The organism is Synechococcus sp. H55.7 (genome assembly GCF_047462395.1).
Classification (GTDB): Bacteria; Cyanobacteriota; Cyanobacteriia; order Thermostichales; family Thermostichaceae; genus Thermostichus.
Map to the genome: position 1 here is coordinate 1 of NZ_JANSJD010000032.1, position 13,326 is coordinate 13,326.

The 13,326-nt window shown below is 57.9% G+C and carries 8 protein-coding genes and 1 CRISPR repeat array; of the genes, 3 read left to right on the top strand and 5 right to left on the bottom strand.

Annotated elements, in window-relative coordinates:
• Window positions 1–213: 213 nt before the first annotated feature.
• Together NW851_RS12435 and NW851_RS12440 are read left to right on the top strand one after the other, a co-directional pair.
• A complete protein-coding gene (locus tag NW851_RS12435; RefSeq protein ID WP_414338928.1) occupies window positions 214–1,365 on the top strand; it encodes a DegT/DnrJ/EryC1/StrS family aminotransferase in 1,152 nt (383 codons plus the stop codon).
• Window positions 1,366–1,562: 197 nt separating this feature from the next.
• Window positions 1,563–2,603: a DUF58 domain-containing protein gene (locus tag NW851_RS12440; protein WP_414338931.1), complete on the top strand. Its 1,041-nt coding sequence runs from the start codon at window positions 1,563–1,565 to the stop codon at window positions 2,601–2,603.
• Window positions 2,604–2,708: 105 nt separating this feature from the next.
• Here the strand turns inward: NW851_RS12440 and NW851_RS12445 are convergent, their stop codons facing one another.
• Genes NW851_RS12445 through NW851_RS12455 form a run of 3 tightly spaced genes read right to left on the bottom strand, consistent with a single transcriptional unit; the run spans window position 2,709 to window position 5,375 of the window.
• Entirely contained in the window at window positions 2,709–3,668 is a 960-nt protein-coding gene (locus NW851_RS12445; protein ID WP_414338915.1) for a patatin-like phospholipase family protein, read from the bottom strand.
• A 48-nt stretch (window positions 3,669–3,716) separates the two neighbouring features.
• Window positions 3,717–4,355: a histidine phosphatase family protein gene (locus tag NW851_RS12450; protein WP_414338917.1), complete on the bottom strand. Its 639-nt coding sequence runs from the start codon at window positions 4,353–4,355 to the stop codon at window positions 3,717–3,719.
• A gap of 60 nt (window positions 4,356–4,415) precedes the next feature.
• Window positions 4,416–5,375, bottom strand: a complete 960-nt coding sequence (locus NW851_RS12455) for an NAD(+) kinase (RefSeq protein ID WP_414335911.1) — start codon at window positions 5,373–5,375, stop codon at window positions 4,416–4,418.
• 456 nt (window positions 5,376–5,831) lie between these two features.
• On the opposite strand from NW851_RS12455, the gene NW851_RS12460 reads away from it, so the two are divergent.
• Window positions 5,832–8,069 (top strand): serine/threonine protein kinase, encoded by a 2,238-nt coding sequence (locus NW851_RS12460; protein WP_414338920.1) that lies wholly within the window; start codon window positions 5,832–5,834, stop codon window positions 8,067–8,069.
• On the opposite strand, the gene NW851_RS12465 is transcribed toward NW851_RS12460, so the two are convergent.
• Together NW851_RS12465 and NW851_RS12470 are read right to left on the bottom strand one after the other, a co-directional pair.
• Entirely contained in the window at window positions 8,066–8,776 is a 711-nt protein-coding gene (locus tag NW851_RS12465; RefSeq protein WP_414338922.1) for a hypothetical protein, read from the bottom strand. The two genes, NW851_RS12460 and NW851_RS12465, sit on opposite strands and share 4 nt — an antisense overlap.
• Window positions 8,777–8,999: 223 nt before the next feature.
• The gene (locus NW851_RS12470) at window positions 9,000–10,946 is read right to left on the bottom strand and encodes a tetratricopeptide repeat protein (RefSeq protein WP_414338925.1); all 1,947 of its coding nucleotides are present in this window, start codon (window positions 10,944–10,946) and stop codon (window positions 9,000–9,002) included.
• 280 nt (window positions 10,947–11,226) lie between these two features.
• Window positions 11,227–13,285: a CRISPR direct-repeat array (repeat unit 36 nt; unit sequence GTTCCCCCTTCGGGGGGATCCCTAGAAATTGGAAAC).
• Window positions 13,286–13,326: the final 41 nt, after the last annotated feature.

The window sequence follows — 13,326 nt, forward strand, 5'->3', positions numbered from 1 at the left end:
CTCCATAAAGCATCCTGTCGATAGCTGTATCCAGCCTACCGGTTCCCTGGACCGCGTTTACTCTAGCTCAGATGGGGATCAAGTCGGGGCGGGGCTGGGATCCCAGCAGCTTTCTCAGCAACGAAGCTACAAAAAGCCCCATTTTGAACCAGAGCGTTGTCTTCCTCGGCTCTTATCCTCGATGATGGGCTGTGGCCGCTACCCCCCCCCACCATGGATGAGCCGATCCCGCTGCTGGATTTGACGTTGCAATACCGCGCTCTGGCTGCCGACCTGCTGCCCCAGGTGGAGGCGTTGCTGGCCTCGGGGCAGTACATCGGCGGCGGGGCGGTGCGGCGCTTTGAGGAGCTCTTCTCCCAGTTTTTGGGCGGCGGGGATCTGGAGACTGTCGGCTGCAATTCCGGCACCGATGCTCTGGTGCTGGCTCTGCGGGCTTTGGGCATCCAAGCGGGCGATGAGGTCATCACCACTGCCTTTAGCTTTTTTGCCTCTGCCGAGGCCATCGACTTGGTGGGGGCGCGTCCGGTGTTTGTGGATGTGGATCCCTGTACTTTCAACCTGGATCCGCAGCTTCTGGAAAAGAGCATCTCCCCCTGCACCAGGGCGGTGGTGGTGGTGCATCTGTTCGGTCAGGCGGCCAACCTGACCGAGATTGTGGCCATTGCCCGCCGACATGGGCTGGCGGTGATAGAAGATTGCGCCCAGGCGGTGGGAGCTTGTTGGGGGGGCAGGCCGGTGGGCACCTGGGGCGATCTCGGCTGCTTCAGCTTTTTTCCCACCAAGAACTTGGGGGCAGCAGGGGATGGGGGGGCGGTGGTGACCCGGGATGCCCACTTGGCTCGCCAGGTGCGCATCCTCAAAGAACACGGCCAGACCCATCAATACCAGCACGAGTATATTGGCCTCAACAGCCGTCTGGATGCGCTGCAGGCGGTGATCCTGTCGGTTAAGTTGTCCCACCTGCGGGAGTGGAACTGGCGGCGGCAGGGGATTGCCGAGTCCTATCACCGCCTGTTGCACGGGATCCCTGGCCTGATCCTGCCCCAGGTGGCGGTGGGGGGCAACTCGGTGTGGCACCAGTACACGGTGCGGGTGCCTGGCTCCCACCCAACCGACTCACGGCGGCGCGATGCTGTGCAACGGCAGTTGCAGGAGCGGGGCATTGCCAGCCGCGTTTACTACCCCATCCCCCTGCATCTGCAGCCGGTGTACCGCAAAAAGTTGGGGTACAAACCTGGGGATTTGCCCAATGCCGAACTCTGTGCCGCTCAAGTGTTGTCCCTGCCCTGTTTTCCTGAATTAACTCTCCGGCAGCAGGAGCGGGTGGCTGTAGCCATTGCCGAAATCTTGTCAGAAGAACCCTAGCGGCTCCGAACGCTGAGGAGGGAGCTCAGGTGTTATTGAAGCTCAGCCGAAGACTACCTCAACTATTTCCGTTATTTCAATGGTCTCCCCGACCAGGAGCTGTTTCTGCAAAGCTGCCATCGAAACAGCGCGTTCGTTTTCTGCGCCGCTTCCGCTTTACCCGCATCGGGGGTCGGTTTGTTGGGATCACCCTCTTGGTGAGTATTGCCGCCTTCAACACCGGCAACAATCCCCTATACCTGGTGCTGGGGATGCTGCTCAGCCTCATTCTCCTCAGCGGCCTCCTCTCCGACCTCACCCTCAAAGATCTAGAGGTGAGCCGGCAGTTGCCCAGCCGCATCTTTGCCGGCCAGCCGGTCTTGGTGGGGCTGACGCTGGTCAATCGCAAGCGACGCCTGCCCAGTTTTTCGCTGCAGGTGAGCGAACGCATCGAGGGGTTGAGGCAGACGGACTGGCCTTCCAGCTATGTTTTGCGCCTGGATCCGGGCGCAAAGCTGGATACTTTCTATCAACACACCTTTTCAAGGCGAGGGGTGTGGCGGCTGCAGGGTTTTGAGATTGCCACCAGCTTTCCCTTTGAACTCTTCCGCAAGGCAGTGGAAATCGAGGACCCGCAGACGGTGATTGTGTTTCCTCGGCCTGCCCCTGTCCAAAACCTGTTGGTGTGGGAACAATTGAGCGGTGGTAGCCAGTTGCGCCCTCAGGCCGGCCAGGAGGGGGACTACCTTAGCCTGCGGCCCTATCGTCCCCAAGATGATGTGCGCTCGGTGCACTGGAAGATCTCGGCCAAACGGGATCAACTGGTTGTGCGGGAGCTGGAGCGCCCCCGTTCCCAGGCCATCGTCCTCTGTTTTGAAAATCGCTGGCAGCCGCGGGGAGAAAGCCCTGAAGGGCATCGCAACAAGCTGGAGCGAGCCGTAGAGCGCTGTGCCGGGATCCTCACCTATTTGATTCGAGAAGGCCACCCGGTGGCGCTGGCCACCTTACAGGAGCGAACTGCTTTTGGGGCGGATCTGGCCCACCAAGACCGGCTGTTAACTCTGTTGGCCCAACTAACCTTTGTCGGGGATCCCCAACTCAACTCTCAACTGAAAAGAGAGCCTGATCCCTCTGTCGGGTTTAACCTCACCCCCCACGATCGCTGTGTGCTGCTGGCCCATCCCGACCAGGATGGAAAATCTGCCCCGGGCTATCTCATCCACACAGGATTGCTATTGCAATTTATCCCAATCGAGTGAACTTCAGACCTATTTTGATAGCGGGATCCGTCGAGAGGCGTTTGGTAAAGCTTGAGCCGCGGATCTCTTTAAAGCTTTAGGTTGAACCGCTGGAAAAGTGTTGGTTCACTGCTCCAGCTTTTGGCGCAATTCTGGAATGGCCCGTCGCATTTGCCGATAGCCTTCTCGAATAATGGCATCTGCCTGGTGGAAATCGAAGATGCTGTATTGGCTGAGCTTAGGTTGTAACAGTAAGTCCGGTGGATGTTCGGCCAAAATGCTGTGGGTTACCATTTGCTCCATGATGTTCAAAGTTCTGCCGATAATGTCAAAAATGTTGGGGCCAGAAGGCTCGTCTGGAAACCATTGACTAATTTTTTCCTGGATCGCTTGTTGTAGAGATTGGTACCGTTTGTGGATGCGGGTGATGAAGCTGGTTTCCTTCTCGATCACCTCTCCTTCGACATTGAAGCGCCGGCGTCTTTGAAAAGTTTCTTCTACCTCCGTTTCCTCTACCTCCGGCTCCACATCCGCAGGATCCACGTGGTTGAGGTTGACCGCCAAGACAACCTCGGCGCCCATTTCCCGCACCACCCGTACCGGCAGCGGGTTGACAATGCCCCCATCGCTGAGGTAGCGACCTTCGTGCTGAAAAGGAGTGAAAATGCCGGGGATGGAGATGCTGGCCCGCACCGCATCGGCCATTTTGCCGGACCGCAACAGCACCTCTTGGCCTGTAATCAAATCTGTAGCCACGCAACAAAAAGGGATCCCGGCCTCTTCAATGCACAGCTCTTGCAAATGTTCCGTCAGTAGCTCGTAGATTTTGTTGCCCTCCAGAAGGCCACAGGTGGGAAAGACTACATCAAATAAAGACAGGATCATCTTCCAGTTGAGCTCCCGCACAAAGTCCTCTAGCTCATCCAGTTCACCTGCGGCGTAAATGGCTCCGACGAAGGCGCCGATGCTCGTCCCGGCAATGTAATCGATCGGGATCCCGGCCTGTTCTAGCGCCCGGATCACGCCAATATGGGCCCATCCCCTCGCTCCGCCACTGCCCAGTGCCAAGCCCAGTTTTTTGCCCATGGTCGCTTGTTCAAAAAAAGCCCAAAAGATTCTAGTAATTCTAAACTTTTAGGTGCCTGCCCTTTGCCGCAGATCAGGCGGCAAATAGCTGCGTTCTCCCAAACTTTCCAGCAGGGGCCCATAGCGGTCGAACTTGACCACGCTGACCGAGGCAGCCAAAACCTCGATACGATCCCGGTAGCGGCCCAGGTCAATGCCCAGCAGGCTGCAGAGAAGAATCCGAATGGTGGCCTTGTGGGAGACGATCAAGACGTTGCCATCCGACCATTTTGCTTCGATCTCCGCCACAGCCGGCAGGGCGCGGTTGGCAATTTGCACGGCGGTTTCGCCGCCTGGAGGAGCGTTCCAGGCCGGCTCGGTCATCCAGCGCCAGTAGGTTTCGGGATGGGCTTCGCGGGCCTCGGCGTGGGTTTTGCCCTCCCACTCACCGTAGTGGATTTCCCTCAAGCCCTCTCGAATCTGCATCTCCAACCCCGTCTTCTCTGCCAGCGGCCTGAGAGTAGCCAAGGTGCGCCGCATCGGGCTGACGTAGAGGGCCTGCCAAGGGATCCCGGCATAGGCGGCGGCAAAAGCTTCTGCCATCTGCTGGCCTTCGGGGGTGAGGTCGGGATCGAGGGCGCCACAAAAGCTACCGGAACGGCTGTAGGGGGTTTCCCCGTGTCTGAGTAGGTACAGTCTGAGGCTCATGGGAGAAGATTCCAGGGGAGTTAAACTCCGCTACTCTAGCTCCCCAACTTTAAGATCCCTTTATCCCCCCTCGGGGCGGTGGTTGGTGGTGGGGATGTAGATGCGGCTGCCGGCCCACTGCAGCTTTTCTCGCAAGGTGCGGAAGTAGGAGAGGTCTTTTTCTAGGATCATCAGCTTGGCCGGCAGGGGAGCCCGTTGAATTTGCACCCACTGGCCGGGGTTGACCGATTGAGCCAAGACACCATCAGTCCAGAGGCGGGTCAGCCCTTCCGGATCGGCAAGGGGCCAGATCTCCACCGTGGCCGTGCCGCTGATAACAATGGGCCGGCTGGACAAGCTGAGGGGACAAATGGGAGTGATGATGATGGCCTCAAAGGTAGGCTCCAGGATGGGGCCATTGGCTGCCAAGGTGTAGCAGGTGGATCCCGTCGGCGTGGCCACCAGCACGCCATCCCCGTGGTACTGATCCAAAATCTCGCCATTGACTTCGATTTCCATGATGGCGGCGGGCAGGCGTTCCCGGTTGATGGGCTTGAGGCACATTTCGTTGAGGGCGTAGTAGACTTCGCTGACCGGGCGGCCTTGCCGCTTGCCCTCCCCAGGGATAGCTCCCTGCCCCAATTGCGCTTGCTCCCAAATCTGGGCCTGCAACATCATGCGGGCTTGCAGAACAAAGTCTCCCGCCTGGATGCGATCCCAGGGATCCTGATGCAGCACCCGCTCCGACTGGGCCAAAAACCCCAGCCTGCCCCCCGACTGAATGGGCAAAATCGGGATCCCGTGCGGGGCCAGGTGGCGGGCTGCCGCCAACACCGACCCATCTCCCCCCAGCACCACCACCAGATCGATGGGATCCGAAGTGGCCTCCAAAAAGACCGGGTAGGGGTTGTGGTGCAAGCCGGTGGGAGCGGTCAGCACCGTAACGCCGCGCCGACGCAATTGCTCCGCACACAATTGACAGGCGGCTTTGCTCTCCCGATCCCCCTCCTTGTAGGCGATCACCACCAGGCCCAAGTCCATAAGCCCTCGCCCAGAGATCCCTTCCGATCATCCCTCTTGGGGCTGAAGGTTGCCCAGAAGGCCTCATTTCCCCGAGCATTCCCTTTCACTTTTTTCACATTTACTGGGGATCCTTAAAAAAAAAATCTCTAAATAGTCATTCCAAATAGCAGTAAAAAACGGCTTGTTGCAACGCTGCCGCAAACGCGCCGCTCCAACTCCCCTCTCCCTCTGGGAGAGGGGTTGGGGGTGAGGGCACCTCTGGGAGAGGGGTTGGGGGTGAGGGCCTCTGGGAGAGGGGTTGGGGGTGAGGGCAGCGGGGCCGGGGGTGAGGGCTTGAGCGGCGCAGAGTTCCCAGAGCGTCAAAGGTTGGGATCCTTGAGTTGGACGGGGAAATGAGCGGGTATAAACTCCAGCAATTGGTTTATCGTATGGACATCCCTGCCCAAGCTGCTTCTTCGCTGCACCTGCAAACCTATGGCCCCCGATCTCACCAATCGCATTTTGGGTGGCCGCTACCAACTGATTCAAGAAATCGGTGGCGGCGGCATGGGATCCGTCTTTCGCGCTTTGGACTTGCACAACAACCGCCAAGAGGTGGCTGTTAAGATCCTGCATGCCCCTATGCTGCTGAGCCGGGGTGACGCCCAGACCGATCTGCGTCGCCGCTTTGCCGAAGAGATCCGCGTCAGCACCCTTCTGGGCCAGCATCCCCGCATCGTCAAAGTCTTGGATCACGGCCAAGAGGGGGAGCAGGCCTACTTGGTGATGGAGTACCTCAAGGGGCAGGATCTGGGCAAGCTGATTCGAGAAAAAGGGGCTCTGCCGCTCCGGCAAGCCCTTCGGCTGGCCCTGCAGGCCTGTGAGGGGCTGCACTTTGCTCATACATTTCAAGCCAAGGTCGAGGGCCGTGAGATTCGGGGCGTCATTCACCGCGACATCAAGCCCAGCAACCTGTTTGTTGAGCGGGTTTTTCGAGATGGCCAGCTCACGTCGCAACTGAAAATCCTCGACTTCGGCGTAGCCAAAACCTTGGCGGATCACACCCTTAGCCTGGGCACCCAAAAAGGGGGTGGATTTATCGGCACCGCTCGTTACGCCTCTCCCGAACAGATACGGGGCAAGTCTCTGGATGCCCGCTCAGACATTTACTCCCTGGGGGTGGTGCTCTACGAGATGCTGACGGGATCCATGCCCTTTCAATTGGAAACCGACTCTCTGCACAGTTGGATCCACGCCCATTGCTACGAAAGCCCCCTTGAGATCAACCCGGAGACAACCCCGCAGCCGATCCCGCCTGCCTTGGCAGCAGTGGTGATGGATTGCCTCAAGAAAAACCCCGACGAGCGGCCGCAGACGATGCAGGAGCTAGGGGAGCGGCTGCTGCAAGCCTATGAGCTGACGGTAGCCACTCAACTCTCCAGCAGCCAGGCCAGTACCGTGATTCTTCCCACCGGCGGTGCCAAGGCTCAAAACGAGGCTCCATCCTCTTCCGATCCCAGGCTGCCGCTCGCAACCACCGGCAATACAGGATCGACTGCTGGAGCCTTTGAAGATATCCGCGATGAGGATCTGGATCTCATTGAAGATGAGCCGGTCTCTCCCCCAGGTGCAGGGATCCCCTACTACGTCGCCGGGCAGGAACCTCTCCCCTCAGATACCTCGGCAGAAGCTGCACCGGATCCCTCCTCTCAAGCTGCAGGCGAAACTCCCAAAACCCCCTCTACAGTCATCCCAGCCAGCAACACCCGCCCGGCTACTCCCCCTCAGGATCTCCCCGTCCCACCACGAACGGATACTCCCCGCACCCGCCCTCTGCCGCAAGCTGCCCCCCCAACGGTTCTCCAGCCTTCTGGCAGCAGCCTGAAGTGGGTCTTGGCTGGGGGAGGCGCTGTGGCTTTGTTGGCCGCCTTTTGGCTCTGGCCGCGCCCAGCAACCCGCGATACCCAGGAAGAGCCGGAGCCGATCCCTACCGCCGCAGTCACCCCAACACCTACCCTCGAGCCCGCCCCCACTCCGGTGGCGACACTTACTCCAACTCCGGCACCAACACCCACTCCCACTCCGGTGGCAACGCCTACTCCAACTCCGGCACCAACACCCACTCCCGCTCCGGTGGCGACGCCTACTCGAACTCCGGCACCAACACCCACTCCCGCTCCGGTGGCGACGCCTACTCGAACTCCGGCACCGACACCTACTCCCACTCCAGTAGCAACGCCTACTCGAACTCCAGTACTGCCACCCACTCCCACTCCGGTGCCAACACCAACGCTTACCCCTATCCCTCGATTGACGCCGCTTGTTCCTCGTGCTCCTACCCCTACCCCAACTCCACCTCCGCCGCCCACCTCGACACCGGCCCCAGCAACACCAACGCCTGCGGCAGAGCTTGCCTTGAGCGGCCAGTGGCTCTACGAGGGAGGATCCTTTGTCTGGCAGGGATCCCTGTGTAAGGTTAATGTTGCAACCGGTATCCAGGAAACCGTCTCCATTCGTCAAGACGGCAACCAGATCAGCGTTTCCTCTCCCGGTTTTGCGGAGCGCAGTGGCCAGCTCATCCGCAACCAACTTTCTGTCAGCGGCAAGATAGGGGGCAGCGGTACCCCAACCATCACGTGGAGTGGCACTGTCAGCGCCGACGGGCGCTCCATTCGTGGCACGGCCACCTGTGGCAGCGCCAGCTTTGCCATCAGGCTCACTCGCCAGAGTTAAATACCCACGCCGCCACCTCGGTCACCGCCACCGCCGTTCTCCGGATCCTCCGGCTTCTGTTGCAAGGGAGGGAGAGGAGGAGGGGTGGCAAACGTTTCGCTCACCACCTGGAGGGTATATGGCCCTCGCCCAGGACTACCTGGCCCAGCGGTTGGGGAAGCATTTTGCGCCCAGTAACTTTGCACCTGGATCAAGTAGCAGCGGTCTTGCCGCACCGGGATCGTGAGCTGGGAGGTGGTAAAGTTGCCAGGAGCAGCATCATCGTTAACAAAAAGGACATTCCGATCCAAATTTCTACCGGTATCAAAGGCACCGATGACCAACAGCGGATCGAAAACCGGGCTGGTCAGCCGGATGGTAACTCCGGTAACGTTGGCTGCAGAAGGAAAGTAGAGAAATCCATCTGAGTAAAAGGTGAAGGTGCCAGGAGGCGGTGGAACTTCCCGGGCATTTTGAACCTCGCCAGCGCTATCGAAGTAGAACTCCAAAAGGCTATTCGGCCCCAAGGTTCCGCTGCGGCTATCTCCTTGGCGGCGCAGGCCAATTGATGCGAAAAACTCTGGGCTAAAGGCTTCCTCGCAAACATTGACCAGAGGCGGCACCGTCCCCCCACCCCCCCCACAGCCTGCCAGGAGGACAGTCGAGGCCAGAAGGCCCCAGAAAAACCGCACCTGGGATCCAGAAACCTTCAACGCTGACAATGACATAGACACTCCCCCGGCCACCGGATCGCTAACGTTCCTCTGGATCCAGATTAGGATGATTTGAGCAATTCGCACAAAATGAAGATCACTGACAGCCTTGCCCTACGTTCAGCACGGATGGCCTATCTCACTGCCCAGCTCGAGAAGGGCACGGCGGAACCATCGAGCCAGTCTTGTACCCATTTGCGGGAAGGGATCCGGAGCAAAGCCCTCTACTTGGGGTGAGCTAACCATAACCACTGCTGGCGTAGCGCTTCCTGGTGAGCAAGAAATGGGCCAGAGCTGCCACGCAGTCTCGATCCTCAAAAAGCAGGTCGCGTCGCTGTTGGATCTGCTGGGAGATTTGCTGCCGAAATTGGGGATCCGTTCCCAGTTGGACAGCCAACTCTTCGTAGCGCTGGAGGTTTTGGGCAATTAAGAGATCAAGGCCCATCCTTTTGAGAATGGCATAGGTGTGCCGGCCCCGCAGGAACCGGCCAGGGCAGGTCACTACAGGCAAGCCGGCAGCAACGGCTTCCAAGGTGGTGATCCCGCCCGACCAGCCGTAGGAATCCAGCATAATGTCGGCGCAGCGGTTGAGATCCAAGTAGTCTTGATGATCCAGTTGGGGCAAGATCAAGCAGTGGTCTTCCGCAGAAAGGCCATAGGCGGAGAAAGTTCGGGAAAGACGCTGCCAAAAGTGTTGGGCAATGGCAGCATTGGGCAACGCCAAGAAGACAAATTGAGCGTTGGGCACTCGCTGGGCAATGGCGGCAAAAAGATAGTCATATTGGGGCAGATACTTGCCCAGGTATTGACAGGTAAGATAAACTACTGCGTCTTGGCGCAGGCCAAAATCCCCACGATGACGCTTTTGCTGAGGTAAAACGGGCTTTTCAAAACAAGTACCCAGGCGGGGCAGCCGAATTAGGGTTTCGCTGTAGTGAGCCTGCCCATCTTCGGGCTCCATCAGGTCGCTGGAGAGGAAGTAGTCGATGGTTGAAAGTCCGGAAGTTACAGGATGGGCCCAGGTGGAGCATTGCACTGGGGCTAGCCGCAGAGATGCCAGTTGCAAAATTAGGGGAGAAAGGCCAATTTCCAGATACACCAAAACATCGAGCTGATCCTGCAGAATTTGACGGGCGGCGTCTTCAAAGCCAGTAGGAATGTGGCGAAATACATCCGCATACTGGCGATATTGCTCTGTCATGAAGTCGGTTCTGGGATCCAAATGGTAGGCAAACACCAGAAAAGGCCACTGGGAGCTCGCCTTTAAGTACTTCACCCACCCTAAAGAAAGACGGCTGTAGGAGCAGGCGCGCATCGAGGCCGAGACAAAGCCAACGCGAATGGGATCCCCTGGTTGCCGGGGAAGAGAGTGCCAATTGGGGTAGCAAGATTTCACGATGCGCTGCACAAACTGAGCGTATTTTTTCTGCAGCTCCAGGTCGTCGCAGCCCTGGTACTGCAGATGGTGGGGCGTTCCCCAGCTTGACCCTAAAAAGGCAAGCCGCCGCTGCTCTTGGGTGTCCAAGGGCGTCTCCTCAATGAGGCGATCCAGGTGTTCTACAAAGCGAGAGCGAAATCTATGCAGCTCTTCCTCATCCTGATAGAGGGCGGGCAAATAGAGATGGTAAAGCCAGCGAGCTACCACCAAATTGGGATCCAAAGTCCACGCCTTTTCCAGGTGAGCCAGAGCCGCGCTGTGTTCCCCTTGCTCACGATGGGCCATTCCCAGATAAAAATGCACCTCAGCCCAAGGGATCCCTGCTGCCGGATCTAGATTTTCTAACAAGGAGCTAAGCAAAGGGATCGCCTCTTGATGGCGGAGTAGGTTAACAAGAATCTTGCCGGCTTGCAAAGCAGAAAGGTAAGCCTTGGGATTGAGGCTCAGGCTCTGCCAATAGCAAGATAGCGCCTTTTCCAGTTGCCCCAAAGATTCATAGACAACGCCCAGGTTGTGATGATAGAGGGCTACGCAGGGATCGAGCGCAATGGCCTCGGCAATCAAAGCAGCCGCCCATTCCCCCTCTCCCTTGGCCTGGGCCACCGTCCCCAGCAGGTGCAGGGCATCAGCTTGATCCGGAAACTCCGCCAGAATTTCTAAGTAGATAGCTTCTGCGGTTTGCAAGTCGCCAGCCTGCTGGGCCTGGATCCCGGCCAGAAGCTTACCCGTGGGGGTGAGATCCGACATCGACAACGAGGGAAGCTGGAGATCTTCCCCCACTATAGGCGCTTCAGCCCCCTGAGGCTCATGTTGTCAAAAGCACACAAAAACGGTATCAGCGGCTCTGCGAGCGCCTCGCCAAATCCCGCAAAGGCCGATTCTTTCGTTGACCCGCTCGATGCCTTGCGCCACAAGGCTTTCAGGCCTCTTGCCCCCCCTCTTCCAGGCCCTTTTTTGCCCTCTTCGACCGACCCCCTCGCAAATGGGTCTTGCATTCCTTGCCCCGCTTGGGTTTAATAGGGGTAGAGTTCCCCCTTCGGGGGGATCCCTAGAAATTGGAAACAAGGGCCCCTCGTGAAACAGGCGTTCACGACAGTAATGAGGGGGTTCCCCCTTCGGGGGGATCCCTAGAAATTGGAAACGGCCCGGGTGGCGAAGGTATCGGTGAACGTCTTCTAGTGGGGGTTCCCCCTTCGGGGGGATCCCTAGAAATTGGAAACACGGCCTTCACGCTTTTCATCCCTTATTTGCCATAAAGGTTCCCCCTTCGGGGGGATCCCTAGAAATTGGAAACGGCTGTACAGACAATTTTTACTCTCAAGGTGCTTTGTAGTGTTCCCCCTTCGGGGGGATCCCTAGAAATTGGAAACATACACCAGAAGTTATAAAGCTCATCGAAATTGCTGTCTTCTGTTCCCCCTTCGGGGGGATCCCTAGAAATTGGAAACACCTTCGCAAACCCCAGGGCCCTCATCAGAGGCGCCTGTTCCCCCTTCGGGGGGATCCCTAGAAATTGGAAACGATAAGTTCTATCTACCTAGCCATTGCCACGGTCGCTTGTTCCCCCTTCGGGGGGATCCCTAGAAATTGGAAACAAGCAGGGCTGGCCAGGCCCTCTTTGGCAGGTTGGGGTTCCCCCTTCGGGGGGATCCCTAGAAATTGGAAACCAGAAAATTTTTATTTTTAGAGGGTGGTTCTGTCGTGTTCCCCCTTCGGGGGGATCCCTAGAAATTGGAAACGTGGCGATTCTGCTGAACACCGAGGGCGTAGACACCGTTCCCCCTTCGGGGGGATCCCTAGAAATTGGAAACCCGATGTCTGGCGCGGCGGGCGTTGGTGAGCCAGGGGAGTTCCCCCTTCGGGGGGATCCCTAGAAATTGGAAACGAGCTAATGTCAACGTACAGTGGGTAACCCGGAACTGTTCCCCCTTCGGGGGGATGCCTAGAAATTGGAAACTGCTGGGTAATGAGTTCTTTGTTGTCATACCCTGGAATGTTCCCCCTTCGGGGGGATCCCTAGAAATTGGAAACCCGTCCTGGCCTTCCGCGACGAGGACGGCGTTGTGCGTTACAGTTCCCCCTTCGGGGGGATCCCTAGAAATTGGAAACCACCACTCTCGGTGGGGCAAGGCTTTGCAACAAGCGAAGGTTCCCCCTTCGGGGGGATCCCTAGAAATTGGAAACTACACCACAGAACTCTGTCATTGGGCAAATTCACCTGCTTCGTTCCCCCTTCGGGGGGATCCCTAGAAATTGGAAACACGTTCCTGAACAGTCGATGAGCATCCACCTAGAGCCGTCATGTTCCCCCTTCGGGGGGATCCCTAGAAATTGGAAACTAACGTACACTGGTCGCAACCAGCACTCCCATACGCCGTTCCCCCTTCGGGGGGATCCCTAGAAATTGGAAACTGCATTTGCTTCCAGACTTCGTAGTGGGTAAGGCCTTTTTCGTTCCCCCTTCGGGGGGATCCCTAGAAATTGGAAACAAGGATATTTTTGGTGCTTTCTTCGCAACCTTTTTGTGTTCCCCCTTCGGGGGGATCCCTAGAAATTGGAAACACTGAGTGGATGGCAGTGGCTTGCTTTGATCAATACGTTCCCCCTTCGGGGGGATCCCTAGAAATTGGAAACTTCCCCGTGAGGATCCGGGACAAAAGAAGCCCCCACCTTAGTTCCCCCTTCGGGGGGATCCCTAGAAATTGGAAACCAAATAGGGCAACAGGAATAAGCGCCACTGAGAAATACTGTTCCCCCTTCGGGGGGATCCCTAGAAATTGGAAACTAGCTCGGTGCTACCTCAGGGCCCAAAGTACCCGTTAGTAAGTTCCCCCTTCGGGGGGATCCCTAGAAATTGGAAACACAGCTATGAACAGGTGGTGAAGCTTGCAGATGGTCGGCGTTCCCCCTTCGGGGGGATCCCTAGAAATTGGAAACCCGAGAACGTCCGCCGGACCCAATCCAGGGTCTTGACGGAGTTCCCCCTTCGGGGGGATCCCTAGAAATTGGAAACGGGTTCGCCAGAGCGTAGCTCAGGCAAGCCAGGACGTGTTCCCCCTTCGGGGGGATCCCTAGAAATTGGAAACGGGTTCGCCAGAGCGTAGCTCAGGCAAGCCAGGACGTGTTC

Bases quoted from the DNA above. Each gene is read 5' to 3' on its own strand.
- NW851_RS12435 (WP_414338928.1), top strand. From the start codon at position 214: ATGGATGAGCCGATCCCGCTGCTGGATTTGACGTTGCAATACCGCGCT.
- NW851_RS12445 (WP_414338915.1), bottom strand. From the start codon at position 3,668: ATGGGCAAAAAACTGGGCTTGGCACTGGGCAGTGGCGGAGCGAGGGGA.
- NW851_RS12450 (WP_414338917.1), bottom strand. From the start codon at position 4,355: ATGAGCCTCAGACTGTACCTACTCAGACACGGGGAAACCCCCTACAGC.
- NW851_RS12455 (WP_414335911.1), bottom strand. From the start codon at position 5,375: ATGGACTTGGGCCTGGTGGTGATCGCCTACAAGGAGGGGGATCGGGAG.
- NW851_RS12460 (WP_414338920.1), top strand. From the start codon at position 5,832: ATGGCCCCCGATCTCACCAATCGCATTTTGGGTGGCCGCTACCAACTG.
- NW851_RS12465 (WP_414338922.1), bottom strand. From the start codon at position 8,776: ATGTCATTGTCAGCGTTGAAGGTTTCTGGATCCCAGGTGCGGTTTTTC.
- NW851_RS12470 (WP_414338925.1), bottom strand. From the start codon at position 10,946: ATGTCGGATCTCACCCCCACGGGTAAGCTTCTGGCCGGGATCCAGGCC.